The organism is Pseudomonas fluorescens group sp. PF-1 (assembly GCF_054481335.1).
Genome location: NZ_JBTMNG010000002.1, coordinates 740660 through 766251 on the forward strand (window position 1 = coordinate 740660; position 25592 = coordinate 766251).

At 62.3% G+C, this 25592-nt stretch carries 25 protein-coding genes; 2 read left to right on the forward strand and 23 right to left on the reverse strand.

All coding sequences use genetic code 11. The annotated features are described in order from the left end of the window. Positions 1–22 precede the first annotated feature (22 nt). The 20 genes from ACX3YD_RS18130 to ACX3YD_RS18225 all read right to left on the reverse strand — a co-directional run bounded on the left by ACX3YD_RS18130 (position 23) and on the right by ACX3YD_RS18225 (position 18401). Entirely contained in the window at positions 23–1249 is a 1227-nt protein-coding gene (locus ACX3YD_RS18130) for a beta-ketoacyl-ACP synthase (protein ID WP_103404496.1), read from the reverse strand. Beyond that, the gene (gene fabG / locus ACX3YD_RS18135) at positions 1249–1977 is read right to left on the reverse strand and encodes a 3-oxoacyl-ACP reductase FabG (protein WP_458960661.1); all 729 of its coding nucleotides are present in this window, start codon (positions 1975–1977) and stop codon (positions 1249–1251) included. Before fabG ends, ACX3YD_RS18130 begins: the two co-directional genes overlap by 1 nt. Continuing rightward, positions 1974–2447: a hotdog family protein gene (locus ACX3YD_RS18140; RefSeq protein WP_458960662.1), complete on the reverse strand. Its 474-nt coding sequence runs from the start codon at positions 2445–2447 to the stop codon at positions 1974–1976. Before ACX3YD_RS18140 ends, fabG begins: the two co-directional genes overlap by 4 nt. Beyond that, positions 2444–3640: a beta-ketoacyl-[acyl-carrier-protein] synthase family protein gene (locus tag ACX3YD_RS18145; protein ID WP_458960663.1), complete on the reverse strand. Its 1197-nt coding sequence runs from the start codon at positions 3638–3640 to the stop codon at positions 2444–2446. Before ACX3YD_RS18145 ends, ACX3YD_RS18140 begins: the two co-directional genes overlap by 4 nt. After that, positions 3637–4254 carry a hypothetical protein gene (locus ACX3YD_RS18150; protein ID WP_458960664.1) on the reverse strand — a complete coding sequence of 206 codons (618 nt, stop codon included), beginning with the start codon at positions 4252–4254 and terminating at the stop codon, positions 3637–3639. The genes ACX3YD_RS18145 and ACX3YD_RS18150 overlap by 4 nt, the downstream gene beginning before the upstream one ends. Next, positions 4254–4979, reverse strand: a complete 726-nt coding sequence (locus tag ACX3YD_RS18155; protein ID WP_103404499.1) for a class I SAM-dependent methyltransferase — start codon at positions 4977–4979, stop codon at positions 4254–4256. The genes ACX3YD_RS18150 and ACX3YD_RS18155 overlap by 1 nt, the downstream gene beginning before the upstream one ends. Next, on the reverse strand, positions 4976–6223 hold the full coding sequence (locus ACX3YD_RS18160; RefSeq protein ID WP_458960665.1) for an NAD(P)/FAD-dependent oxidoreductase: 1248 nt from the start codon (positions 6221–6223) through the stop codon (positions 4976–4978). The genes ACX3YD_RS18155 and ACX3YD_RS18160 overlap by 4 nt, the downstream gene beginning before the upstream one ends. Then, positions 6210–7370: a sodium:proton antiporter gene (locus ACX3YD_RS18165; protein ID WP_458960666.1), complete on the reverse strand. Its 1161-nt coding sequence runs from the start codon at positions 7368–7370 to the stop codon at positions 6210–6212. Before ACX3YD_RS18165 ends, ACX3YD_RS18160 begins: the two co-directional genes overlap by 14 nt. Beyond that, positions 7367–9700 (reverse strand): MMPL family transporter, encoded by a 2334-nt coding sequence (locus tag ACX3YD_RS18170; RefSeq protein WP_458960667.1) that lies wholly within the window; start codon positions 9698–9700, stop codon positions 7367–7369. Before ACX3YD_RS18170 ends, ACX3YD_RS18165 begins: the two co-directional genes overlap by 4 nt. Continuing rightward, positions 9690–10409 (reverse strand): outer membrane lipoprotein carrier protein LolA, encoded by a 720-nt coding sequence (locus ACX3YD_RS18175; RefSeq protein ID WP_458960668.1) that lies wholly within the window; start codon positions 10407–10409, stop codon positions 9690–9692. Before ACX3YD_RS18175 ends, ACX3YD_RS18170 begins: the two co-directional genes overlap by 11 nt. Further along, positions 10406–10831: an acyl-CoA thioesterase gene (locus tag ACX3YD_RS18180; protein ID WP_458960669.1), complete on the reverse strand. Its 426-nt coding sequence runs from the start codon at positions 10829–10831 to the stop codon at positions 10406–10408. Before ACX3YD_RS18180 ends, ACX3YD_RS18175 begins: the two co-directional genes overlap by 4 nt. Then, positions 10824–12368 (reverse strand): HAL/PAL/TAL family ammonia-lyase, encoded by a 1545-nt coding sequence (locus ACX3YD_RS18185; RefSeq protein ID WP_458960670.1) that lies wholly within the window; start codon positions 12366–12368, stop codon positions 10824–10826. The genes ACX3YD_RS18180 and ACX3YD_RS18185 overlap by 8 nt, the downstream gene beginning before the upstream one ends. Further along, a complete protein-coding gene (locus tag ACX3YD_RS18190; RefSeq protein ID WP_458960671.1) occupies positions 12349–13290 on the reverse strand; it encodes an LpxL/LpxP family acyltransferase in 942 nt (313 codons plus the stop codon). The genes ACX3YD_RS18185 and ACX3YD_RS18190 overlap by 20 nt, the downstream gene beginning before the upstream one ends. Then, the gene (locus tag ACX3YD_RS18195; protein WP_103404526.1) at positions 13287–14021 is read right to left on the reverse strand and encodes a glycosyltransferase family 2 protein; all 735 of its coding nucleotides are present in this window, start codon (positions 14019–14021) and stop codon (positions 13287–13289) included. Before ACX3YD_RS18195 ends, ACX3YD_RS18190 begins: the two co-directional genes overlap by 4 nt. Positions 14022–14152: 131 nt before the next feature. Then, entirely contained in the window at positions 14153–15832 is a 1680-nt protein-coding gene (locus ACX3YD_RS18200) for an AMP-binding protein (RefSeq protein ID WP_458960672.1), read from the reverse strand. Beyond that, complete coding sequence (locus ACX3YD_RS18205; RefSeq protein WP_103404508.1) at positions 15829–16374, reverse strand: COG4648 family protein; 546 nt, start codon at positions 16372–16374, stop codon at positions 15829–15831. The genes ACX3YD_RS18200 and ACX3YD_RS18205 overlap by 4 nt, the downstream gene beginning before the upstream one ends. Then, positions 16371–16625: an acyl carrier protein gene (locus tag ACX3YD_RS18210; protein ID WP_028622164.1), complete on the reverse strand. Its 255-nt coding sequence runs from the start codon at positions 16623–16625 to the stop codon at positions 16371–16373. Before ACX3YD_RS18210 ends, ACX3YD_RS18205 begins: the two co-directional genes overlap by 4 nt. A gap of 9 nt (positions 16626–16634) precedes the next feature. Then, positions 16635–16910 (reverse strand): phosphopantetheine-binding protein, encoded by a 276-nt coding sequence (locus ACX3YD_RS18215; RefSeq protein WP_103404509.1) that lies wholly within the window; start codon positions 16908–16910, stop codon positions 16635–16637. After that, entirely contained in the window at positions 16891–17700 is an 810-nt protein-coding gene (locus tag ACX3YD_RS18220; protein ID WP_458960673.1) for a lysophospholipid acyltransferase family protein, read from the reverse strand. The genes ACX3YD_RS18215 and ACX3YD_RS18220 overlap by 20 nt, the downstream gene beginning before the upstream one ends. Continuing rightward, on the reverse strand, positions 17676–18401 hold the full coding sequence (locus ACX3YD_RS18225; RefSeq protein WP_458960674.1) for a beta-ketoacyl synthase chain length factor: 726 nt from the start codon (positions 18399–18401) through the stop codon (positions 17676–17678). Before ACX3YD_RS18225 ends, ACX3YD_RS18220 begins: the two co-directional genes overlap by 25 nt. Before the next feature lie 344 nt (positions 18402–18745). Between ACX3YD_RS18225 and ACX3YD_RS18230 the strand changes: the two genes are divergently transcribed. Further along, positions 18746–19516, forward strand: coding sequence for a ParA family protein (locus ACX3YD_RS18230; RefSeq protein ID WP_047536553.1), 771 nt, complete (start codon positions 18746–18748; stop codon positions 19514–19516). A gap of 107 nt (positions 19517–19623) precedes the next feature. On the opposite strand, the gene trxC is transcribed toward ACX3YD_RS18230, so the two are convergent. Next, positions 19624–20058 (reverse strand): thioredoxin TrxC, encoded by a 435-nt coding sequence (gene trxC / locus ACX3YD_RS18235; RefSeq protein WP_458960675.1) that lies wholly within the window; start codon positions 20056–20058, stop codon positions 19624–19626. 154 nt (positions 20059–20212) lie between these two features. Here trxC and ACX3YD_RS18240 point away from each other — a divergent pair, with 154 nt between their 5' ends. Continuing rightward, positions 20213–20665 (forward strand): hypothetical protein, encoded by a 453-nt coding sequence (locus ACX3YD_RS18240; protein ID WP_458960676.1) that lies wholly within the window; start codon positions 20213–20215, stop codon positions 20663–20665. Positions 20666–20714: 49 nt separating this feature from the next. Here ACX3YD_RS18240 and selO read toward each other — a convergent pair whose 3' ends face one another. Together selO and mscK are read right to left on the reverse strand one after the other, a co-directional pair. After that, positions 20715–22178, reverse strand: a complete 1464-nt coding sequence (selO, locus tag ACX3YD_RS18245; protein ID WP_458960677.1) for a protein adenylyltransferase SelO — start codon at positions 22176–22178, stop codon at positions 20715–20717. A 48-nt stretch (positions 22179–22226) separates the two neighbouring features. After that, positions 22227–25577, reverse strand: coding sequence for a mechanosensitive channel MscK (mscK, locus tag ACX3YD_RS18250; protein ID WP_458960678.1), 3351 nt, complete (start codon positions 25575–25577; stop codon positions 22227–22229). Between the last annotated feature and the right edge of the window lie 15 nt (positions 25578–25592).

The following is a 25592-nucleotide window of genomic DNA, read 5'->3' on the forward strand; positions in this document are numbered from 1 at the left end:
CTCGCTCCTACAGGTGGGCTGCTTACGCCCAGCGCTTGAAAATCAACGAAGTATTCACCCCGCCAAACGCAAAGTTGTTGTTCATCACGTACTGGTTGCTCATCTGCCGAAACTCGCCGCGCAGGTAATCCAGTTTGCCGCAGTGCGGGTCGACTTCGTCGAGGTTGAGGGTGTGGACGTACAGGTCGCGGTTCATCATTTCGATGCTGAACCAGGATTCCAGTGCGCCGCAGGCGCCGAGGGTGTGGCCGAGGAAGCTTTTTTGCGAGCTGATCGGCATGTGCTCGCCGAACAGGCTGCTGGTGGCCAGGGTTTCGGCGATGTCGCCCTGTTCGGTGGCGGTGCCGTGGCCGTTGACGTAGCCGATGTCCGACGGCTTGAGTCCGGCGTCTTCCAGCGCCAGTTCCATGGCCCGGCGCATGGTGACTAGCTCCGGACGGGTGGTGTGCTGGCCGTCGGCGTTGCTGCCGAAACCGACGATCTCGGCATGGATGTGCGCGCCACGGGCCAGGGCGTGTTCGAGTTCTTCGAGCACCAGCATGCCGCCACCTTCACCGATCACCAGGCCATCGCGCCCCTTGTCGTAGGGGCGTGGGCTGGTTTGCGGGGCGTCGTTTTTCAGGCTGGTGGCGTAGAGCGCATCGAAGACCATGGCTTCGGTCGGGCACAGTTCTTCGGCGCCACCGGCCAGCATCAATGGCAGGCGGCCGAACTTGATCGCCTCGTAGGCATAGCCGATGCCCTGGCTGCCGCTGGTGCAGGCGCTGGACGTCGGGATCAGGCGGCCGGTGAGGCCGAAGAAAATGCTGATATTGGCGGCCGTGGTGTGCGGCATCATCCGCACGTAGGAGTTGGCGTTCAGGCCCTCGGCGACCGAGTTGAGCAGCATGTTGCCGAACGCTTTGATCTCGTCGGTGCTGCCGGTCGATGAGCCGCAGGCCACGCCCATGCGTCCGTCCTTGATCGATTCATCGCCCAACAGCCCGGCGTCGGCCAGCGCCATCTCCGCCGCACCCACCGCAAGCCGCGACACCCGGCCCATGCTGCGCAGTTGCTTGCGCGTCCAGTGGCTTGGCACCTTGAAGTCGTCGATGGGGCCGGCCAGACGGGTGTTGAGTTCGGTAAAGCGATCCCATTCATCCATGCGACGGATGCCGCTGCGGTTGGCCGCGAAGTGGCCGACGATGGTTTCCCAATCGCTGCCCAGGGACGTGATGCCGGCCATGCCGGTGACGACGACGCGCTTCATCAGCACAGGCCTCCGTTGACGGCCAGAACCTGCCGGGTGATGTACGAGGCTTCCGCCGACATCAGGAAATTCACCGCACCGGCCACCTCTTCAGGGGTGCCCATGCGTTGAGCAGGGATCATTTTCATCAGTTCTTCCACCGGCACGTTTTCATCGAGCATGGCTGTGTCGATCAGGCCGGGTGCGACACAGTTGACGGTGATTTTGCGCTTGCCCAACTCGATCGCCAACGCCTTCGCCGCACCGATCAAGCCGGCCTTCGAGGCGCTGTAGTTAACCTGGCCACGGTTGCCGATCAGCCCGGACACCGAGGTAATGCAGACAATTCGCCCGGCGGCGCGACGACGGATCATCGGCATCATCACCGGGTGCAGAACGTTGTAGAAACCGTCGAGGTTGGTGCGCATCACCACATCCCAATCATCCTCGCTCAGGGCCGGAAAAGCACCGTCGCGCGTCAGGCCGGCGTTGAGCACCACGCCGTAATAGGCGCCGTGGGCCTCGACGTCGGCTTCAAGGATGGCTTTGCAGCGGGCGCGGTCGGCCACGTCGAATTGCAGGACACGGGCCTGGCGCCCCAAGGCTTCGATGTCGGCCTTCACGGCTTCGGCGTCTGCCAGGCCGCTGCGGCAATGCAACACGATATCGTGCCCGGCCTGGGCCAGGCGCAGGGCGATGGCGCGGCCGATACCACGGCTGGAACCGGTGACCAGTACGGATTCAGTCATGGTTGTGTTCCTTGTGACGAGCCTTCGGGCTCGGAAAGATATTGAGTCGGCTGGGGCGGGCGATACACGTTCAGACGGGCGGTGGCGTGAATGCCCGGCGCATTGATGTGGCATTCGAACACGCCCATGCCGTTATCGTCTTCGAGCGAGCGGAGGCCGTGGATGGTCAGCTCGGTGCCGGCCGGAAAGCTTTCGACGTTGCATTCGAATTTACGACTGCCGAGCAGGAAACCGAGCGCTATGGCATCGCCGCGCTGGCGCGCATGGCAACCGGCGAAGGCGGCGACGCTCTGGGCCATCAGTTCGATGCCGACCCAGGCTGGCAGGCTGCCGTCCGGTTGGCTGAACAGGCCATCGGGCCTGACGGTGAGACGGGTGTGGATCTGCTCTTCATCGAACGCCAGGATCTGCTCGATGAGGATCATGTCGCCAGCGTGGGGCAGCAGTTCGGCGAGCGGCCAGTCAATCATGGGGCGTCTCCGATAATCAGGCTGACGTTATTACCACCGAAAGCGAAGGAATTGCTCATCAGGTAGCGGGGACCAGTGGACGTCAGGCGCGTGGCCGGGGTCACCCAATTCAGGGTGGGCAGTTCAGGGTCCGCCTGGCCATCCCAGACGTGCGGCGGCAGGGCGTGTTCTTTATTGCCGGTGCTCAGGCTCAACCAGCAGAACGCCGCTTCCAGCGCCCCGGCGGCACCGAGGGTGTGGCCGGTCATGGGTTTGGTCGAAGAGCAGGGCACCCCTTCAGGGAACACGGCCGCGACGGCATGGCTTTCCATGGCGTCGTTGTGTGGGGTGGCGGTGCCGTGCAGGTTCAGGTAGCCGATCTGTTGCGGTTGCAGTCCGGCGCGATTCAAGGCTTTGCGCATCGCTTCCTGAGCTCCACGGCCGCTCGGTTCCGGTGCGGAAATGTGATGCGCGTCCGAGCTGGCGCCGCTGCCCAGCAGGGCAATCGCTTGACCGTCGCCGGGCTGCTTGCTCATCAGGAACAGCACGGCGGCTTCGCCGATGTTGATGCCGTTGCGGTTGCGCGAAAACGGGTTGCAGCGCTGCCCGGACACCGCTTCCAGCGCCGAGAAACCGTTGAGGGTCAGCTTGCAGAGGGTGTCGACGCCACCGCACAGCACCACGTCGCACACACCCAGGTCCAGCAGACGCTCGGCGCTCATCAGGGCACGGGCGCTGGAGGTGCAGGCCGTGGAAATCACGTAGGCCGGCCCACTCACCTGCAGCCAGTCGGCGAGGAAATTGGCCGGTGCACCGAGTTCCTGTTGCTGGTAGTCGTAGTCGGCCGGGAACTGCTGCTCGCGAATGTAATGGCTCAGGCTCTGGCTGGCTTCGTCGATGCCCGAGGTGCTGGTGCCCAGCACGATGCCGATGCGGTCGCGGCCGTAGGTCTGGATCGCGCGGTCGATGTCCGGGCGAATTTGCAGGGCGGCTTCCAGCAGCAATTGGTTGTTGCGGCTGCGTTGCCGGATCAACTCGGGTGGAATCGCCGCCAGCTCGCCTGCAACCGCGCCTACCGGCAACGACCGTTCCGGTACCCAGCCGGCTTCGCTGCGCATGCCGGAGCAATCGCCGGCAAACAGGTTACGCGCGACTTCCTGCTTGTCGCGGCCCAGGGCGCAGATCACGCCGAGGGCATTCAGGTAGGCGGTCATGGTGCCTCCCCGCTCAGGGGCGTGACTTGGTATTTCGGGCCTTTGGGCAGGTTCAATTCAAAGCTCATCGGTTGTGAATAACGAACGTCCCAGCGTTCGGGCAGGGAGCGTTGCGTGCCATGTTGCCAGGCAGCGGGATAGTTGCCCTGTAACTCGTCCTTGGGCGTCAGGGCAAACAGCAGCGCCGCGAACAGCTCCCGGGCTTCGGGGTTGGGCGGCAGCAGGCCGTCGGCGTGCCAGGTTCCGTCGACCAGCTTCTGACGTGCCTGCGGGATGCCCAGCAGGTCCATCATCGACCAGCGGATGCCCGGGCCTTCACGCTGGATCACCAGCACCCAGTCCTGGCGTTGTTCGGCCTGCAGGCGCTGGATATGCAGTTGCAGCGGCAGCGACAGGTTCGGAGTTTGCTCGGGCAGCGGCGGCTGGCTGGCGCAAGCGCTCAGCAGCAGGGCCGCGGCAAACAGCAGAAATCGCAGAACACCCGCTATCCCTGTGGGAGCGAGCCTGCTCGCGATGACGGCATTACAGTCGGCATTCAGGGTGACTGATCCACCGCTATCGCGAGCAGGCTCGCTCCCACAGGTCATGCGTTCTGAGTGACGGATGGTGAACATCAAACTCCACCTTTCAACGGTTTGCGCGCCACCACGTTGACCAGGGTTTCTTCCCGTTGGCCAAAGGGTTTTGGCTGGCACAGGCCCAAGCGTTCCAGCAGACCGAAATCCTTGGCGCGGCTCCACCAGAGGTACGGATAAGACACATTCTGCGGACCGAATTCAAAACCCTGGCCTCGGATCATCTCCAGATACTGCTCGGCACTTTTTTGCACGTGCATCGGATGCCGGAACAACCAGCGAATCACCCAGGTATCAATGTAAGCCTCGGTGGATTCGGCGAACATCAGGTAGCCGCCCGGCTTGAGCACGCGGTAGAACTCGGCCAGTGCCTTTTCCTGTTCCACCAGATGATGGAACGTCTGGTGACAGAACAGCAGGTCGACGCTGGCGTCCGGTACGGCAAGGGTGGCGCAGTCGCTGCCGATCAACTCCACGGCAATACCCTGATAGACCGCTTCTTCACGGCTCTGGTTCAGGCTGTGGGGGTCGGCGTCCACGCCAATCAGACGTTCGGGCATGAAAGTCTGCTGCAGGTACTTGAACGACTTGCCTTGACCGCAGCCCGCGTCCAGCAGCACCGGATGGCTCGGCAGCGCCTCGCTGAACAGGCTGCGCAAATCGTCGATCGCCACGCGCAGCACGCGGTACTGCCAGGTGTAGCTGCGCAGGAACCACAGGCCGAAACGGGTTTCTTCGACGTAGTTGTCGCTCAAGTAGCTCATGTCGCATCCCGTGCGCAGAGTTGGGAAATCACTTTCAGGCGGCGTTTGGCTTCGCTGACGAACGGGTTGCGCTCGTCCCAGGCGTAGCCGGCCAGAATCGAGCTGATCATGCGGCGGATCTCCCCGGCGCTGCCCTCGTGGTAAATCACGTCCTGGAAGGTCCCGGCGTACCAGCCTTCGACGTAGCAACGAAAGGTATCGACCCCGCGCTTGAGCGGCTTGGCGAATTCCTTTTCCCAGTCGACGGTTTCACCTTGCAACTGCCGGTGCAGGACGCCGGCGGCCATGCTCGCCGAACGCATGGCAATGGTCACGCCGGACGAAAACACCGGGTCGAGGAACTCTGCGGCATTGCCCAGCAACGCAAAGCCCGGACCGTGCAGGCTTTTGACGTTGGCCGAGTAGCCGCCGATGGACCGCGCGGGCGTATCCCACACCGCGTTGTTCAGCACACCGGACAGGCTGGGCGTCTCGGCAATGAAACCGCGCAGGCAATCGTCCAGGTTATCGGTACGGCCCTCGAAATGCTCCGCGGCAGCGACCACGCCAACCGAGCAGCGACCGTTGCTGAACGGGATGGTCCAGAACCAGACATCGCGTTTGTCGGGATGAGTGGTGACGAGGATCTTGGTGCGGTCGAAGGTCGGGCTGTCGATGCCGTCTTCGATATGGGTGAACACCGCCTGGCGCACCGGGAAATTCGACGGCGCTTCGAGGTCGAGCAAGCGCGGCAGCACACGACCGTAACCGCTGGCGTCGAGCATGAAGTCAGCCTTGATGCGGTATTCGCTGCCGTCCTCGCGACGCACGCCGAGCTGCGGGTGCGGCAGATCGACCTCGACACTGACGATGGCTTCGCCGTAGCGGATTTCCACGCCTTGCAGCGCGGCCTGATCGGCCAGCAGTTTGTCGAAGTCGGCGCGCTGGACCTGGAAGGTCGTCGGCTTGCCCTGGGTAAAGGTGTCACCGAAATCGAACGCGCTGTAACGCTCGCCCCAGGCAAACGCAGCGCCGGTTTTCACCTGGAACCCCGCCGCATTGACGGCGTCCAGCATGCCCGCCTCTTCGACGAAGTCCAGACAGTGCGCCAACAGGCTTTCGCCGATGGAAAAGCGTGGGAAATGCTGACGCTCGATCACCAGCACATCATGACCCTGGCGTTTGAGCAGCGCGGCGGCGATGGCACCCGAAGGGCCTGCGCCGATGACCACAATCTGGCGACGTTCCATTTCAACGGTGGGCATGGGGGCTCCTTGCCGAGGCGGCAGCTTTCAGGGGAATCCGGTGCATGCCGGCCAGTGCCGGCAGCAGTGTCGCGATCAGGCCCATCAGCATCAGCGCAAAGTACAGCGCCGGGCCGATGAGCTGTTGTTGCAACAGCAAGTTGAGAAACACGATCTCACTCAAGCCGCGAATGTTCAGCAACACGCTTTCCCGCCAGCGGCTGGCGCCCTGGAACGAAGCACCGGCCCAGCCGAGGCCGAGCCAGTTGCCGAGCATTTTGCTGGCAATCGGTAACAGCAGCAGGGCTGCCAGTTGCACCCAGCCAAGACTGTCCATGGCGCTGTGCACATTGATCTGCACGATGCCGAACGTGAGGATCAGCGGGATGGCGATGTACGTCTGCAGAAAAATCATCCAGCGCACCGGAAACGGCAGTATCAGCGGTGCCTTCAGGGCGGCCATGAGCAGCAGATAACCGATACCGAAAATCAACGCATTGAGCTTGTAGTGTTCGGCCACCACCAGCAGCGCGAAAAAACACCCGCTGTACAGCCACGCCTGGCGCAGGCCGAGCAGGCGCAGCAGCACCGGCAGACAGGCGCCGGCCAGCGGCAGCAGCAAACTGCTCAGGTGCAGCGTGCCCTGGGCGATGGCGAACAAGGTCCAGCAAGTGAGGTCGATGAGGATCGCTGTCTGCACCAGGCGCCGGGTGGCGGCAGGCGGGTAATTGATATGCCGAAGGTACAGGTACAACACCGGAATCGCGGTAATGGCGAACAACAGGCCAACCGCCAGCGAGCTGATCCACGGCTGCGGTGGCAGCAGCCAGAACGCCGCGGCCAGGCCGCAGGCAAACGGAATGCAGAAACTCGGCAGGGCGATTTTCAGGCTCTGGCGATCCAGGTGCAGGTCGATCACGTCACTGAGGATGTAGCCCAGCAGCAGCGCGAAACTCAGGCTGTAGAGGTTCTTCAGCCAGATCGGCGACACCAGCGCCGCACCGCTCAACTGCCAGTGGGGTTTGATCCAGAAATACATCAGCAGCGGCAGGCCAACGGTTGCCAGCAATAACTGGCTGACGATCGGGATCAAGCCCAGATGCCGGCCCAGTCGGGTCGCCACGGCAAACAACGCCAGGGCCATCGCCCAAAACAACGCGACCATCATGGTGCCGGCTCCTCAAGGGTGGGCGATGGCCTGTGTTTTCCGGCCCAGGGGGCGAGCATGAAGCTGAAGATCAGGCCCAGGCTGACCGACAGACCGAAGTTGCTCACCGCTGGCGTGCTCGACACCGCCAGCAGGCCGAACGACAACCAGGTGGTCAGCGCCGCCAGCAGAGTGCCCAGCAGGCTCACGGCGGCGCCGCCGACCTGCTCACGCATGAGGATCGCGTAATCGACGCTGATGGCCGTCACCAGCAGCAGGCCGAACAGGCTGAACAGGGTCAACGGCTGCCCCAGCCAACCGAGGCTGGCGAGGCTGCACAGTGCCGCCAGCAGTGGCAGGGAGACAATGCGCAACGCACCGCCGAGGCCAAACGGCAGCATCAGCACCAGCACAATCAGCGCGCATGAGGCGAGTTTCAGTTCGGCGGCACTGATCTGGGTGGCGGCGAAAAGGTCGTTCAGTTCACCGAGCCGGTCGACCAACTGCACCCCTGGCAGGTCCAGTGCCTGGATGCGCAGCAGTGACGGGTTGTTCAGGCCTTGCAGGCTGACCATCGCCGCCACGCCATCATCGGTCGGCCCCAGCCACAGCGCCCGATAGGGTTCGGCCAGGGGGCCGGCCAGCGCCGCGTCGATGTCTTCGACAGGCAGCGCCTGCAAGGTTTTCAGCTCCGCTTGCAGCGCCTCGGCCGGCACGCCGACGTCGAGCAGCGGCTGCCAGACGCCCGGCAAGGTGCTCAATGCTTCGCGCACCCGGTGCTGTTCACTCGGCGGGCTCACCAGTTGGGTGAGTGACAGGTAACCCTGAAGCTTATTCAGGTTGATCAGCTGATCCAGGCGTTCGCTCAGGGCGGTCTGGCGTTCGAGCAATTCCTGTTGATTGGCGGCGCGCACCAGGAAGAACTGACTGGTGGGCTGATAGCCGGTGATGCGGGCAATGGTCTGGGCTTCGTCAGTCAATTGCTGCGGTGTGCCGACCCATTGGCGAATGTCATTGCGGGTCCCGAGGTGCAACAGGCCGCCGACGCAGAAGGCAATCAGCAGTGCAAACAGCACGGGCGTGCGCAGGCGCTGGAGCAACGCTTCACGTACCCCCAGCAAAAACTCGCAAACCCGCAGCGGCCATTGCGCCGGACGCAGATCCACACCCTTGAGCAACGCCGGCAGCAGGCACACGGCGGACAAATAGGCCCCCAGCAGACCCGCCGCAGAGAACACCGCGATCTGCGTCAGCGCCGGAAATGGCGTCCAGGCCAGGGCCAGGTAGCCGATGGCGCTGGTGATCAGGCTCAGGGTCAAGCCGGGCAAGGTCAGGCGCAGGGCCGGCCAACTGTGCCAGGGTTTCAGGCTCCAGCTTTTGGACAGGTAATGCAGTGGGTAGTCGACCGCCACGCCGATCAGACTCGAACCCAGCACCAGCGTCATCACATGCATGTGGCCGAACACCGTCACGCAAGCCACCGCGCCGAACAGCATGCCCACCAGCACCGGAAAAAATGCCAGCAACACGCGCCAGCGGCGGAAGGCCAGCAACAGCAGCAACAGAATCCCCACCGTGGCACCGCCGCCGACCCAGGTCATCTCTCGGGCGGCTTGTCGTTGCCCGCTGGCGGCGTACAGCAAGCCGCTGGCCGCGAGCAGTTGCACGTCAGACTCGGCCGCTTGTTCACGACTGTGCTGGAGCAGGTCGGCCACTTGCAGCGGCAGGTTCATGTCGAAGGCGTTGCCGGTGGTTCGCGCGCGCAGCAGCACCCAGCTTTTGCCATCGGCATCGGCGATCAAGGCACCGCTGCCGATGTCCAGTTGCACCGAACCGTGCTGCGGCTGGCTGTTCTGGATGCGCCCGGTCAGGCCGAGCCAGTCGTCCTGGCTCGACACCAGGCTGAAACCGGTGAACGGGTCGAACAGTGCTTGCACCCGCTGCTGGATAAAAGCGTCCGGATGTTCGATCAATTGCTGGCGATCCGTTGCCGACAGCATCGCCAGTCGGCCTTGCAGCAGTTGCGTGCGCAAGGCCGGCAAGTCGGCTTGCAGGTTCCACTGGACCTTCTCGAACAGCCCGCTGGCCTGCCATTGATCGCCCAGTTTGTGCGCCATGGCGATGGCTTGTTGGCGGTCGGTATGGCCGACCAGCACCAGCATCTCGCGGTTCAGCGGTTCCTGCATACGTTGTTCAGCGCGCAGTTCCAGCGCGTCCGGCGTCGTGCCGGGCACCAGTTCCATCAGGTTGGCCGACAGCGGTGCACCGTTACGCCATTGCCAGCCGGCGAGTGCCAGTACCGCCAGCAGCAGGATCAGGAACAGCCGGGGAAGCGCGCGTTCACTCGGCAAAGTCGTGTTGCTCCGCGTCACTCAACGGTTGGGCGCTGGTGCTGTCCTGCATGCGCAACAAGGTGCTGTCGCCCTGGGTTTCCAGCAGCTCGATGCTGTGCACCAGTTCGCCGCCGATGATGTTGATCTGGGTGAACACCTGCTTGAGCAGCATCGAGCGCGGCACCAGCGTCAGCCGCCAGTCCTGCGCTTCGCCGCTCAGTGACAGTTCGAAATCCCGTTGCAGCCCGCTGCTATCGCCTTGCAGAACAGCGAGGAACAGACGGTTCTGCTCGGCCCCGGCGCTCTTGCCCGGCAACATCTGCCAACCGCTGGCATCGCGCCGGGCAATGCCTTGGTCGGTGATGCGGTAATCCTGTTGCAGCGGCGTTTTGAGCAGCCACAACAGACCGTGGTTTTTCGCCAGGACAAAGGTGCCCTTGCTGGTCAGCGGCTGGGGCAGGGCGCGCAGGTGTTTTTCCTGGATGAAGTTGCCGTGGATGACGTCGGGCCTGGCCAGTTGATCGCTGAGCTGTTGCAGGTCGAAGGCGTTGGCCAGCCCCGGAATGCCCAGCAACATGCAGAACACCACAGGCGCGAGCTTGCTCGCGAAATACCTGAGAGCGTCGCGGAGTGTCAGGTGCCCAGCGTCATCGTCAGCGACCATCGCGACGGTGCGACGATTCGACAGGCTCGCTCCTGCAGGGGAACGGGGGAGGCAGAAAATCATGCCAGCATCCTCTCGACAGCGTCGGTGAACACCTTGGGCGAGGCCAGCTGCATTTCGCGGTTGTGCATGCTGACGGCCACCTGCACGGAAACGGCGCGGGTCAAGCGTTCGCCGGTTTCCAGGTCGCTGATCAGGTAGTTGATCTTCAGACGGTTCTCCCACTCCACCAGATTGGCCCGCACGTTCAGCTTCTGGCCGAATACCGCGCCGCGCACGTAGCGCAACTGCAGGTCGATCACCGGCCAGGCATAGCCCGAGTCGGACATGGCGCTGTAGTTGTGGCCGATCTTGTCGAGCAAGGCGCAGCGGGCGACTTCCAGGTATTTGACGTAGTGGCCGTGCCAGACGACGTTCATGCTGTCGACGTCAAAGAACGGCACGAGGATTTCCGTATCGGTGTGAAGCACTCCCTTGCTACGCATGCAGCCTCCAGTGTTGTTCAGCGATACGTTGCAGGCACAGGCGCAATTCACCTTCCAACGCGCGGTCCTCGATGACCGGTGGGAAGTCCTGGGCCAGTGCTTCGTGCATGGCTGCCAGGGCCGGCGGCAACGGCCGGGCGCCTTCGGCCTGGGCGCGCAGCCAGACGCCCTGGTTGGCGGCCAGTAGCGTGGCGGCGGCCACCTGTTCGGTCAGTTCCAGTACGCGAATGGCATCGCGGGCGGCGATGGTGCCCATGCTCACCTTGTCCTGGTTGTGGCACTCGGTGGAGCGCGAGAACACGCTGGCCGGCATGGTGTTTTTCAAGGCTTCGGCGGTCCAGGCGCTGGTGCCGATCTGCACGGCCTTGAAGCCGTGGTTGAGCATCGCGCGGTCGGCGCTGGCGCCGGACAGGTTGCTCGGCAGGCCGTGGTTGTAACGCTCGTCCACCAGCAGCGCGAGTTGTCGATCCAACAGGTCGGCGACGTTGGCCACGAGGTTTTTCAAGCTGTCCATGGCGAACGCGATGTGGCCGCCGTAGAAGTGCCCGCCGTGCAGTACGCGTTCGGCCTCGGCATCGATGATCGGGTTGTCGTTGGCGCTGTTGAGTTCGATCTCAATGAACGAGCGCAGCCAGTTCAGGCTGTCGGCCAGCACGCCGAGGACGTGGGGCGCGCAGCGCAGGGAATAGCGGTCCTGCAGGCGATGCAGCGGTGCGGTTGGCGCGTCGATCGCCAGGTCCTTGCGCAGCCACGCGGCCACTTGCATCTGCCCGGGGTGTGGCTTGGCGGCGAACAGGCGTTCGTCGAAATGCTCCGGGTTGCCTTGCAGGGCGACCACGTTCAGCGCGGTGATGCGCGTGGCCAGTTGCAGCAGGTAGTCAGCACGGGCGTAGGCCAGGCAAGCGAGGCCGGTCATGACGGCGGTGCCGTTCATCAGGGCCAGGGCTTCTTTGGGCCGCAGCACCAGCGGCTGCCAACCAAGTTCACGATGCACGTCGGCGGCTTGACGGCGTTCGCCGTGGAACATCACTTCGCGCTCGCCGGACAGGGTCGCGGCCACATAGGACAACGGCGTCAAGTCACCGCTGGCGCCTACGGAGCCTTCTTCCGGAATCAGCGGCAGGATGTCGTGTTCGAGGAACGCTTGCAGGCGCTCCAGCAATTCCACCCGAACGCCGGACACGCCGTGGCACAGCGACTGCAAGCGCGCCGCCAGCACGGCGCGAGTGGCCTGGGCATCGAGCAGTTTGCCCAGCCCGCAACCATGGAAGGTGTACAGATGACGCGGCAGCGCTTCGACGTGATGCAGCGGCACCGCCACCACGCAGGAGTCGCCGTACCCGGTGGTCACGCCATAGATCACGCCTTCCTTGTCCAGCAGGGAATCGAGGAATTGCGCACCCTTGGCGATGCGCCGACGGAACTCGGGGTCGCCTTGCAACTGCGTCGGCACCTGACGGTTGGCCAGGGCCAGCACGTCTTCGATGCGCAAAGGGAGTTCGCCGAAGGTTACCGGCTCAAGCGTTGGCGTCGTCATCGGTCTTCCAGAAAGGGTAAAAGTTGAACCATTGTTGAGGGGCTTCGAGGCAATAGTGACTCAGGCGCTCGGCATAGCGGGAAGCCCACTGATGAATGACCTGCTCGCGGTCGCTGCGCTTCCAGGTGATGGCGTCAGCGAAGGGTTCGATGGTCAGCCTATAGTCGCCATCGGGTTTCTTCACGCACATCAGCAGGTTGACCGGGCATTTCAACAGGCCGGCCAGCAGCCACGGCCCCTGCGGGAACTTTGCCGGATAACCAAGGAAGTCCACGGTCACGCTACGCCCGCCATGCAGCGGCACGCGGTCGCCGGCGATGGCCAGCCATTCGCCGCGCTCCAGGCGTTCATGCAGTTGCAGCATGATTACCGGATCCAGCTCGCTGACCTGGATCAGGCGCAGATTGGTCGCGCCGGCTTCACCCAGCAAGCGGTTGAAATGTTCGGCGTGCTTGGTATGCACCAGCACGTTCATCGTGACCTTCTCGCCGATCTCCGCCAGTGCGCGACACACTTCGAGGTTGCCCAGGTGCGCGCCCACCAGCATCTGCCCGCGAGTGCCTCGCAACTGGTTGCGCAGCAATGCCGGGTCGATGATTTCGATCTGTTCGATGCTCAACTTGCCGTTCCACACATCGAGCTTGTCGAGCATGGAATCGGCGAACGCCATGAACTGGCCAAATATCCGCCACTGGTTCGGCCGCAAATCGGGGCGAGCGCTCCAGTCAGCCAGCCGTTGCTGGTACTGCCAGGCGCTGTGGCGAGCGCTGCGGCCGAACAGGAAAAAGTACAGCACAATGCCGTACAGCAACGGGCTCAGCAGACGCCGACCGAGCACTTTGGCGGCGAACGCGGTGAACTTCATCAGCCAGAAACTGCCGCGCTCCTCGCGATCGGCCCAGTGTTGCTTGTCTGTGTTCATGTGCGCCACCGCCGCCAGAGGATCAGGGGCGAACGCAGCAACATGCCGAAGAACAGCCGGGTGTGCATGCTCGAAATCAGTACGTTGTCGTGGAACATCCGGAAGTGCGAAACGCCGTCCAGCGGGTAATGGACTTTGGTTTGCAGCCACGCCATGGGCAGATTGCGCCAGGCCAGGCGCACCAGGATGTCCGAGTCGAAATCCATGCGCTTGCCGATTTTCGTCGACTCGATCAGCGCCAGGGTCGGCGGCAACGGATAGACGCGGAAACCGCACATGGAGTCGCGGATCTGCAACGACAGGGTGTTGATCCAGACCATGACGTGCGTCAGGTAGCGCGCATACAAACGACCCTTGGGCACGCTCTCGTCGTACTGCGGATAACCGCAGATCACGGCGTCGGGATGGGCACGGGACAGTTCGATAAAGCGTGTGACGTCCTGCAAGTCATGCTGGCCATCGGCATCCACCTGCAAGGCATGGCTGAAACCCAGGCGCGACGCTTCGCGCATACCGGTCATCACTGCGCCGCCCTTGCCCTGATTGGTGGCGAGGCGGATCAGGTGAACATCGTCGCGCAGGGCCAGTTGATCCAGGACGTCGGCGCAGGATTTATCGCTGGCGTCGTCCACCAGAATGCACGGCAGATGACTGGCGAGCAGGGCGTCGACCACGGTGGTGATGGCGGTTTCGTGGTTGTAGACCGGGATGACGGCGCAGGGGTTATGCATGTTGGCTTTCACCCGAAAGTCCGAGGTGACCGCATCGCGAGCAAGCTCGCACCCACAGAGGCGCTGCGTTGTTCACAAATTCAATGTGGGAGCGAGCCTGCTCGCGATTGAGTGCGCAGCACTCACCAAAGCTACACATGCGCAGCCTCCAGCAAAATCCGCCCGCTGGAGCAGGTGGCGGTTTCATTGCGGTAGGCGAAGTACAACTTGCTGCGCACCGGGTCGAAACGCAGGTGCAACTGGACTTCATCGCCGGGGCGCACCAGTTGCTGGAACTTCAGCACTTCCATGCCGGCGAATTTTTCCGGCAGGTTCATCAATTGTTGGCCGAGCTTCAGCGCCCACTCCACTTGCACCACACCGGGCAACACCGGCGCCCGGGGGAAATGCCCGCTGAAGTAGGCGAGGTCGGGCGGCACGGCCAGTTGCAGGCTCCACTCGCCTTCAGTTTCGACTTGCTCCAGCACCTCTGGTGCCTTGGGACGCGGCGCCAACAACAGGGCTTCGACATCGGCCTGCGGCAGTTTGCCCTGGCTGTTCAGCGGCAGTTGTCGCAGCAGGCGCCAGCGCCGTGGCAGGGCCAGGGCTTCGCAATGCTGGCTCAAGTGTTGGCGCAGTGCCTGGGTGAGGGTGCGTCGGCCTTGATTGCGCAGGGCATGCAGACCGGATTCGCTCAGGACCAGCAGCGCACCCAGGGAGGCGCGGTTTTCCTGAACCACGCCAAGCCGTGCTTCGACGACCCACTCATGGTCCATCAAGGCCTTTTCCAGCATTGGCAAGGAGATGCGCTTTTCTTCCAGCTTGACGATCCGGTCCAGCCGTCCGAGCAGTTCGAAACGGCCATCGGCCGCGATGCGCGCCGCGTCGGCGGTGTGTTCGACGTGACCGGCCGGCAAGTAAGGCGAGGTGATCAGCAGGGCGCCGTCAGTGTCCTGGCTCAGTGCTACGTCGGCGAAGGGCTGCCAGAGATCGTGGCCCTGACGCCAGGCAATCCCGCCGGTTTCCGAACTGCCGAAGATTTCCGTCGGCCATTGATGCAGGCGTTGGTGCAGGCTTAGTGCAGCATCCACCGGCAGTGCGCCGCCAGACGAAAATACCCGGCGCACCGCGCTCAAGGCTTGCCAGTCGAGGTTGTCGCCCATGCGCTTGAGCAGCGCCGGGCTGGCGACCCAGGCAAAGGCCGGGTGTTCGCGGCTGGCGCGTTGCAGGTCTTCCGGAAAGGCCAGTTGCTTGCGCACGAACGGACGTCCGGCACACAGCGGCCACAGCACCCGAAACAGCAGGCCGTAAATGTGTTGAGTCGCCACGCTGCCAATGATGCAGGCCGGGCCCAGGTCGGCGCCCCACAGTTGCTCCAGGGCTTGGACTTCGTTGACCAGTTGGCGCAGGGTTTTGTCGATGCGCTTGGGTTCGCCGCTGGAGCCAGACGTGCACAGGCTCAGCGAACAGCGGTCCAGGTCCAGTGCCGCGGCGCTGAGGGGCGGCGCGTTGAAATCGGACAGGTGCGCGTCATCGGGCTGATCGGTCAGCCACAGATCGACGTCGCTCGACCAGCGCTGGCGGGTCTGGGCTTGCAGATCGGTCGGCAGCAAGACACTGACGCCGGCACGCCAGGCACCGAGCAGGGCGATCGCCAGGTCGGCGGCGTCTTCAAGGTGCACGGCAACGCGCTGCACACCCTGGGCTTGCAGGCCGGCGGCCAGGCTCAGGGCCTGGGCGCACAGTTGTGCGTGATTGAGCGGGGGTTCGGCCGTTACGGCACGATCCGCTTCAGCCTTGAGCAACAGCTGCTCAAGTTTTATCCAATTCATGGGCGGCCTCGTACCCGTTGTCGTATTAGCCATTCAATGGCAAACATCAGGCCTATCAATCCGTAGGAAATCAGGCCGGTGTATAACATCCACCAGCTCAGCGGCGCCCACAGTGTCAGGGCGGCAGCACACAAACCGTTGCAGAGAAAAAAAACGCTCCAGGCGATGGTCACCTGGCGGGTGTAACGAACGCCTTTGGCCGGCAGGTGCGGTTCACGCAGACGGGCCAAGCGTTCGACCATGGGCGGGCCGTATATCAGGCTGAGCCCGAACAGCGCCAACATGAAACCGCTGATCAGCACCGGATACCAGCGCAACAGCAGTGGGCTGTCGAACAGCGCCAGCAACAGGCAGAACACGATCGCCACCACGGCCATCCACCGGCTACCGGGTCGTTGCCGACCGGTCAGTGCGCGGGCCAGCCACAGGCTGCCCAGCAGCAGTCCGAACTGCCATGGGGCGAAGTGCTCCATGCCGAAATACACCGCAAAGGGGTACAGCAGGCCCGCCAGCAGCAGGCCGAGGCCAATCAATCGGCTCATGCGGCCGGTTGAACCAGACGGTAGACCGCCTCGACCACGTCGCTGACGGTGCGCACCGATTTGAATTCTTCGGCGGCGATTTTCTTGCCGGTCTGACGTTTGATGTGATCGATCAGGTCGACTGCGTCGATGCTGTCGATTTCCAGGTCCTGATACAGGTTGGATTCGAGGCTCACACGCTCGGGCTCCAGCTCGAACAGCTCCACCAAGGCATCGCGCAGGGTGTTGAAAATGTCGTCACGAGTTTGCATGGTCCGGTCTCAAGCTGCCTGTTTTGCGGTGACGAACGCCGCAAGGCTCGCCACGTTGCTGAAGTGATTACGCGTGTCCTTGGCGTCGGCATCGATTTTGATGCCGTATTTTTTCTGGATCGCCAGGCCGAGTTCCAGCGCGTCTACCGAGTCCAGGCCCAGGCCTTCGCCAAACAGCGTCTGGTCGTCGCCGATGTCTTGGGCGCTGATGTCTTCGAGGCCGAGGGCTTCGATGATCAGGTCTTTTATTTCCAGCACCAGGTGCTTAGTGTGCAGATCGCTCATCTTCGGCGAGCTCCTTAATGAAGTAAGAATGCAGATAGTCGTTGAGCTTGCGCGAGGCCTGCGGAGCCGGGCCCAGCGCGGCGAAGGCCTGTGGGTCTATATCGGCCCCGACACGAAAACTGAAGTGCACGCGTCGTTTCGGGATCCGATACCAGGGCTCGGCCTTGGTCAATGTGGTCGGGCTGACCTTGATAACGACCGGGGTGAGGATTTTCGCACCCCGCAGCGCTATTGCCGCAGCCCCCCGATGAAAGGCCGGCGCCTGGCCGGGTTGGGTGCGGGTGCCTTCGGGAAAGATGATCAGGGTCTGGCCGTTTTTCAGTGCATCGGCGGCGGCATCGAGCATCTCCATGCTGCCGTCGTTGCTGATGTAGTCGGTGCGGCGCAACGGACCGCGGGTGAACGGATTTTCCCACAGGCTCTGCTTGACCACACAGTTGCTGTGGCGCACCAGGCCAATCAGGAACACCACGTCGATCAGCGACGGGTGATTGGCGATGATCATCTGCCCCGGACGGCCGAGTTTTTCCGCGCCTTGTATGTCGTAGGTCAGCACACCGGCACGGGCCATGAAACGGACGAAAAACCAGAAGCAGCGACTGACGGTCTGGCGCGCGCGCAAGCGGTGGGTCCGGGCATCGGCCGGCAGGCAGCCGAGCAGCGGAAAAATCACCAGGCGCAGGCACATCCCGCCCATCCCGAACAGGGTGAAGCTTGCGGCGGTCGCCAGCAGGCGCCAGTAATAGGCGTCGCGGTTTTTTTCGGTCACGGGCTGCGTTGCCAGGTCCATACACGATTTTTCCAGGCATGTTGGCAGGTGGTTTGCCGGCCCAGCAGCATGCACAACAGATTCAGCGCATGGGGCCAGCGAACGTTGGACAACGCATCCGTGGGGCTGTTCAGGGACAGCTGCCAGTCATTTCCGGGGGTGATCAGCAGGCCGACGGCATACGGGAACGGCACATCGTCGATCCAGGTCGAGTAAGCCTGGGGCGGTTGTTCTTCGGTGATGATCACTAATACTGCGGGCGCGCCTTCGTTCAGCAGTGCCGCAGCCTCCAGCATGCCATTTTCCAGGCCATCGCCAGCCGCGGCCAGGGCGGTCATTTCGCTGGTTTCGCCGCGCATGATCGACCACAGGCCAATAATCGCGTTGTGCACGGAAAGGCTGAACTGGGTCGGCGACAGCGGCTGCTCAGCGGCCAGGTCGCTGAGGATGTCGAAGGTCCGAGGGGTTTCGCCGTGACGGGAAATGAAGACCAGCGGCAAGTCCTGGCGACCCTCGGCCAATGGCCAGCCGACACTGAAGGCCATCCGCGCCAGACGGCTGAGACGCCGGCGCTGCATCGCCGGCAGAAACGACACGTCAGGGGCTGCATCGCTGCCGGGCAGCACGACGGGCTGTCGGCACCAGGCCTGCCAATCGTCCACGCTCTCGAGTCCCGGGGCCCACGCGCGCCATTGGGCGATGTTGAAGTTGATCACAGACATTCATCCCGCCCTTGCGGGCTTGCTTGACGCGGTGATGACTGAAAGCCACGACTCACCCGCGCGGCGCTTGGCGCCGAGTGGCGCGCATTATCGCGGTGCGGCGAACGCGTAGCAAATACTGGTTACATTTTGCTCAACGTTATGTACAGAACCCGTTCGCAAAAATTGAACATTTGACAATTATTCCGATTATTGCGCGGCCCGTTTGTCGGTTCTGTCGGTGATTCATGCCGTTTTTTGAGGCGGGCTAGCCACTGAGCGTGCAGTCCCTCTCCAACGAGGTAGCGAAGCAGCGTCGAGGACCACTACACTCGGTCATTCTTTGATACACGGAGGTTTTGACAATGCGGCGCGTGGTGTTCAATCAGAAAGGTGGCGTAGGCAAGTCCAGTATTGCCTGCAATTTGGCGGCGGTCAGTGCCAGCGAGGGTTATCGCACCCTGTTAGTGGACCTCGATGCCCAGGCCAACTCCACTCAGTATCTGACGGGACTTACCGGCGATGATATCCCGATGGGTATTGCCGACTTTTTCAAGCAAACCCTGTCTTCCGGGCCGTTCTCCAAAAAGAACAAGGTCGATATCTACGAAACCCCGTTCGATAACCTGCACGTCATCACGGCCACGGCCGAGCTGGCGGATTTGCAGCCAAAGCTTGAAGCCAAGCACAAGATCAACAAGCTGCGTAAGTTGCTCGAAGAACTCGGCGAAGATTACGACCGTATCTACCTCGACACGCCGCCCGCGCTGAATTTTTACGCGGTATCGGCACTGATTGCCGCCGATCGTGTGTTGATCCCCTTTGATTGCGACAGTTTTTCGCGCCAGGCCCTCTATGGTCTGCTGGCGGAAATCGAAGAATTGAAGGAGGACCACAACGAAGGGCTGGAAGTCGAGGGCATCGTGGTCAACCAGTTCCAGGCGCGTGCCAGCCTGCCGCAGCAAATCCTTGACGAACTGATCGCCGAAGGCCTGCCGGTATTGCCGGTGTACCTGGCCACTTCGGTGCGGATGCGCGAATCCCACCAGGCCAATACGCCGCTGATCCATCTCGACCCGCGGCACAAGCTGACCCAGCAGTTCGTTGAACTGCACAATCTGCTGGAAAACGCCTGATCCTTTCTGATTGCAAAAAAACCTGTGGGAGCGAGCCTGCTCGCGATGAGGGCTTCACATTCAACGTCTCTGTTGACTGATCAAGCGCCATCGCGAGCAGGTGTCATTCAGATCCCTTGGCTACGCAGCCAGCTCATCAGCTGCGGTAACGGCAACGCCCCGCTCTGACGTGCGACTTCCCGGCCGTTCTTGAACAGAATCAGGCTCGGAATCGAGCGAATGCCCAACTGCGCCGACAATTGCTGGTTCGCCTCGCTGTCCAGCTTGGCCAGTCGACACTTGCCCGCCAATTGCCCGGCCGCCTGCTCAAACACCGGTGCAAAGGACTTGCACGGCCCGCACCAGTCCGCCCAAACGTCCACCAGGAGCGGCAAATCGCCCTTGATCTGGCTGGCGTAATCGCCTTGTTTCAACTCAAACGGTTTGTTCAGCAGAACCTCGGCCTTGCAGCGACCGCATTTGGGGTGGTCGTTCAGGCGTTCGGCCGGGATGCGGTTGAGGCCGTTGCAGTGGGGGCAGGGGATGAGGAGTGGGTCGGTCATGCGCGCAGCTCCGCAAAATCTCTAAGAAGTGGGTTAAGTGGAGGCGCGCGGGTAAATATCAAGTTACCAAGAATGCAAATGGGTGGCAGGCCTGCGTTGCTAAGATGCGCGCGTTTTTCGGCCGGTATGGTCAACTAGAAGGAATTAAACTGCCATGACCCAAACGAATGAGCCTGCTTCGGATGCCGGTTCCACGCCATACAACGATGTGAATATGAGTTGCGGTCATTGCAACTTTTCACTCAAACCCACCTATCAACAAGCGTCCAATCTCGTCCAGCAGCAACCCATCCACTGCGATCAGTGCAGTTCGGATCTGCTGCTCGATGAAGCCGACCGCCAGAGTTTGGACCATAAGTTTCAGACTGCCGCTCGCGTCGGTAAGTTAGCGGTGATGATTATGGGGCCGTACTTCTTGCTTGGCTTGGCCACAAGTATCTACGTCATATCCTTTGGCAGTTCCCCGTTCCCTGGATTCCCCGCGGTATTGGTGGGGGTCGGTTTTGCCCTTGCATACGTCATCAAGACCGCTGCCACGGATGACAGCGAGTACGATTTCGTTTTGTTCAGGAGCGGCGAGCGACCTGCCGAGACTCAGGCACCGTAACCACTGACACCGCAACTCCAGCGATTGGCAATGCACTATCTGGCTGGCCTCAAGACGAACAACTGATCTCCAGATGCTTGCCCCATTCCGGCGGCCGTTCGGCGTAGCTTTCCATCCCCGGTTGCTCCTCGAACGGCTTGCTCAGCACCGCGTGCAGCCGTCGGACTTCCGAGTAATCGCCACGTTCCGCCGCATCGATGGCCTTTTGTGCCAGGTAGTTACGCAGGATGTACAGCGGGTTGACCGCATGCATCCGGGCACGGCGTTGTGCCTGATCCAGCTCGCCCTCCCGGGCGACCCGGGCGATGTACCGCTCGCCCCAGGCATCGAAACCCTTGAGGTCGACGAAGTCATCGCGCAAGCGAGCGACGGCTGCTTCAGGTGATTCTTCGCCCAGGCGGCGGAAGAACAGGCTGTAATCGACGCCGCTGTTCTGCATCAGTTGCAGCAAGTGCTCCAGCAGTTTCTGGTCATCGTCTTCGGCCGTGGTCAGGCCGAGGCGGCGACGCATCAGGTCGAGGTAATGGGCCTGGAACAGCGGCAGGTACAGCCCCAGGGTTTCGCGCAGGGCCTCGACGTTGATGAACGGCGTCAGGGCCTGAGCCAGGGCGCTGAGGTTCCATTGGCCGATGGGCACCTGGTTGCTGAAGGAGTAGCGGCCCTGATCATCGGAGTGGTTGCAGATGAAGTTGGCGTCGAAGTCGTCGAGGAAGGCGAACGGGCCGAAGTCGAAAGTGATGCCCAGGATCGACATGTTGTCGGTGTTCATCACCCCGTGGCAAAAGCCGTACGCCTGCCATTTGGCGATCAGTTCGGCATTGCGCTCGACGATCTCGCGGAACATCGCCAGGTAGGGTTCCGGCTGTTCCAGGCACTCTGGAAAGTGCATGGCGAGGATGTGGTCGCCCAGTTCTTTCTGCTGCTCGGGACGTTTGGTGTAGTAGAAATACTCGAAATGCCCGAAGCGCACGTGGCTCGGTGCCAGGCGCAGGACCATGGCTGCCCGTTCCTGCTTCTCGCGCCAGACCGGCGTGTCCGAGCCGATCACGCACAGCGCCCGGGTGGTCGGGATGTTCAGGGCGTGCAGGGCTTCGGAGGCGAGGAATTCACGGATCGACGAGCGCAGCACCGCCCGTCCGTCGCCCGTGCGCGAAAAGGGCGTCTGGCCGGCACCCTTGAGGTGCAGGTCCCAATGTTCGCCGGCCTCGTTGTACACCTCGCCCAGCAATAACCCGCGACCGTCGCCCAGCTGCGGGTTGTAGGAGCCGAACTGATGACCGGAGTAGACCATTGCCCTGGGAATGGCATCGGCCCACAGCTTGTGGCCGCTGAACAACTCGGCGAACTCTTGGGTTTCAGCGACGGCCGGGTCGAGGTCCAGTAGCGCCATGGCGGCAGGGCTGGCCACGACCAGACGCGGGTTGTCGATGGGCTCGGGCAACACATGGGCGGAAAACGCGTCGCCCAGGCGGTCGAAGCGATTATCGAAGGTCAGTTCGTCGAGGGCTTTCAAAGGCCGTCTCCAGCAGAATGTCCGAGCATTCTGCTGGGGAATGGCCGGTTAGTCGAGTTTGGCGGCGGGCGGCTCTTGCTGCGGTTTGCCATCGATCGGCGGCGCGATGGTTTTGGTTTCCGGTTCGACCGGCACCAACTTGTATTCCTCACCGTGGAGGTTCTTGAGGTAGACCTCCATCTGCCGGAACGAGATGTTGATGTGCTGCTTCTTGAACTCGCGGTTGATGAAGCGGTTGACCTCGTCGATCACCGGATTGCGGTCGCCGAGATCGCGCACGTGCATGCGCAATTCGTGGTCGAGGGTGCTTTCGCCGAAATTCAGGAAGTACACGTTCGGTTCCGGTTCCTTCAGCACGCGCGGGTTTTCCCGTGCGGCCTTGAGCAGCAGTTCCTTCACCAGGTCCAGATCGGAGCCGTAATCGACACCGAGCTTGAGGGTCACCCGGGTGATGGTGTCGGTCAGCGACCAGTTGATCAATTGCCCGGTAATGAACGTCTTGTTCGGGACGATGATGTCCTTGCGGTCGAAGTCGGTGATGGTGGTGGCACGGATGCGGATCTTGCTCACCGTACCCGACAGGTTGCCGATGGTGATGGTATCGCCGATCCGCACCGGGCGTTCGAACAGGATCATGATGCCGGAGATGAAGTTGGCGAAGATCTCCTGCATGCCGAAACCGAGGCCGACCGAGAGGGCCGCCACCAGCCATTGCAACTTGTCCCAGCTCACGCCAAGGGTCGACAGTGTCGAGACGAAACCGACGCCAGCGATCACATAGGACAGCAGTGTGGTGGTGGCGTAGGCGCTGCCCTGGGCCAGGTTGAGCTTCGACAGCACGAACACTTCCAGCAGGCCCGGCAAGTTGCGCGCCAGGGCGAAGGTGATGCCGATGATGATCAGTGCGCCGAGCATGTCGCCAATGCTGATCGGCACCATGCTCATGTTGGCGCCGGTGCCGCTGGTGTATTCGTAGAGGGTGATGTTGTCCAGGTACGAAAACACGGTGATCAAGTCAGCCCAGACCCAATACAGCGCTGCCATGAAGCCGCCGAGCAGTGCCAGGCGGATCAGGCGCAGGGACTGTTCGTTGACCTTTTCGATGTCCATGGTCGGTTCTTCGATGACCGCTTCGCCGTCGCCGGCCTCTTTGGCCGCCTGACGCTTGGCCAGGGCGCGCTGGTAGGCCAGGCGCCGGGCGGCCACGCTGAGGCCGCGCACGAAGGTGGCCTCGATCACCAGCCAGAACATCAGCAGGTAGAGGGTATTGATCAAGCGGTCGCTGAGTTTGAGCGCGGTGTAGTAGTAGCCGAAGCACACGGCGACGAACAAGGCGACCGGCAGCGCCGTGAACAGAATCCCCAGCGCTTTGCGGAACAATGAAGCGGTTTCGTGGTTCGGGCTGCTGATCAGCAGGCGGCTGAGCAACAAGGTCATCAAGGCATAGCAGGTCAGCACCACCGGCATGCCGAGCACGTCATCGGCCAGCGCCGCCGGTTGCAGTTCGGCCACCGCCACCACCGTGACCAGTGCCATGACGACCATGCCCAGACGGCGGATCCAGCCGCGCAGGAATTCGACCTGGGGCTTTTCCCAGCGGAAATGCAGTTCTGCCACACCGCCCGGCGCGAGTATCCGATAGGCGGTGTAGAACACCAGCCAGGCCCCGGCCATTTGCAGCAACGCTGCGCCCATGCTGGCGTTCTGCCCTCGGGCGTCGATTTGCAGGGCCAGGCCGCACAAGGCCAGGCCCAGCGAGACCGGCATCGCCAGCAGGATGTTGATCAGGATCGCCTGGGGCGTGTGCCACTGGCTGTCGCGCTTGAAGTGGCCGATGTCCTGGTGAACCTTGTTCAGGCGCGCATACAGACTCTTGCGTCGCCACAGCAGGGCACCGATCAACAGCGCCAGGGGCAGGAACAGCAGCGGTCGCTGGGTCAGACCATCGATCAGTTCGCTCAGGCTTGAGGCCCACGGCAGGCTATCGACCTGGCGTTGCAGGCGTTCCGGCACGCTGCGCATCCATTCGAGGTCCAGCGGTTTGTTGCTGGGAATCCAGAACATCTGCTCATCCAGCGTCGCCCGCAGGCTTTGCGCGGTGCTGAGCAGTTGCTTCTGATTCAGTTGCAGCGTGATCGATTCATTGAGCATCGCGCTCAGTTCACGGTTCAGGCGCTCTAGCAGGTCGACGCGGGTGGTGGCCAGTTCCATCAGGCTTTTGCGCAGTTGCGGGGTCACTTGCTCCGGCGGCTGGGTCGACAGCAGGTTGTCGACATAAGTGGCCGGGTTGCTGAGCAATTCCCGTTGCTGGCTGACTTCGAACTGGTACAGGCGAATGTCGGCGATCTGGTCGGCCAGATTGCGATCGACCCTCAGGCGCGGCAGCGCCTGTTTCTGCTTGTAGAGAATCTTGGACAGCAGCAGGCTGCCCTTGAGCACGCTGATTTGCTCGTCCAGGGCGGAATCGCTCTGGGTCACGCTGTCCAGCTGTTGCTTGGTTTGCAGGTTCTGCTGGGTGACCTCGTTGAGGCGGTCAGTGCTTTTGAGCAGGTAGTCGGAGAGCTTCAGGTTGGCCGTGCTTTCGGTGGCCAGCAGGCTGCTGCCCCCGGCCTTCTGCGCTTCGATGGACTGCTGCGTCACCGTTTCCTGGGATTGGGCCAGACGCTTCTGGTTGATCAGGTTTTGCAGCTCCTGGATTTCATGATCGAGACGGTCGGATTTTTCCGAGAGCAAGTCATGCTGGCTGTTGCCCAAATCCTGCAGTTGGGTATTGCCGGCCAGTTCCTGGCGACGCAGCGGAATCAGCGCATTGAGTGCCGCCAGCTCGGCATTGAGCTGGTCGCGCTGCTCGGCGCTCAAGGTCTTGCCGCTGTCCTTGCCGGTCTTGAGGATGTTGTTGATCTGCTGGATACGCGTCTGGCTGGCGGAAATTTCCGCCTGGGCGCGCTCGGGGCGCGTCTGCGCGGTAATGATCAGGCTGTTGGCATCGCCCAGGGCTTTTTGCAAATCGCTTTGCTGGGTCGAGCGCTCGGTCAGCATTTGCTCGAGTTGCTGAATCGACTCTTTGGTGAAGCGTTGCGCCACCGGCACGACACTGGTGGCCTTCAGACGCGTCAATTCGCGCTGGTTTTCAATGGTCTGTTTGGGGGCGTTGGCCAACTGCTGCTTGAGATCGCTCAGTTTCTGCTCGTAATCACGCCGGTTGTTGAGCTGTGTCAGCGTGTTTTGCAGGACCGATTGCAGGGCCTTTTGATCGGCTTCCGGCAGTTTTCGGTCGGCGATCTTGTCCAGGCTCGCCTGCACGGCTTCGCGGGTGGGCGGTTCGGCGGCTTGTAACGTACCGACGGAGAGACTCAGGCCCAGGAGGACCATGACGAAAAAGGTGCGCAGGCTTGACATAGTGACCGATCAAAA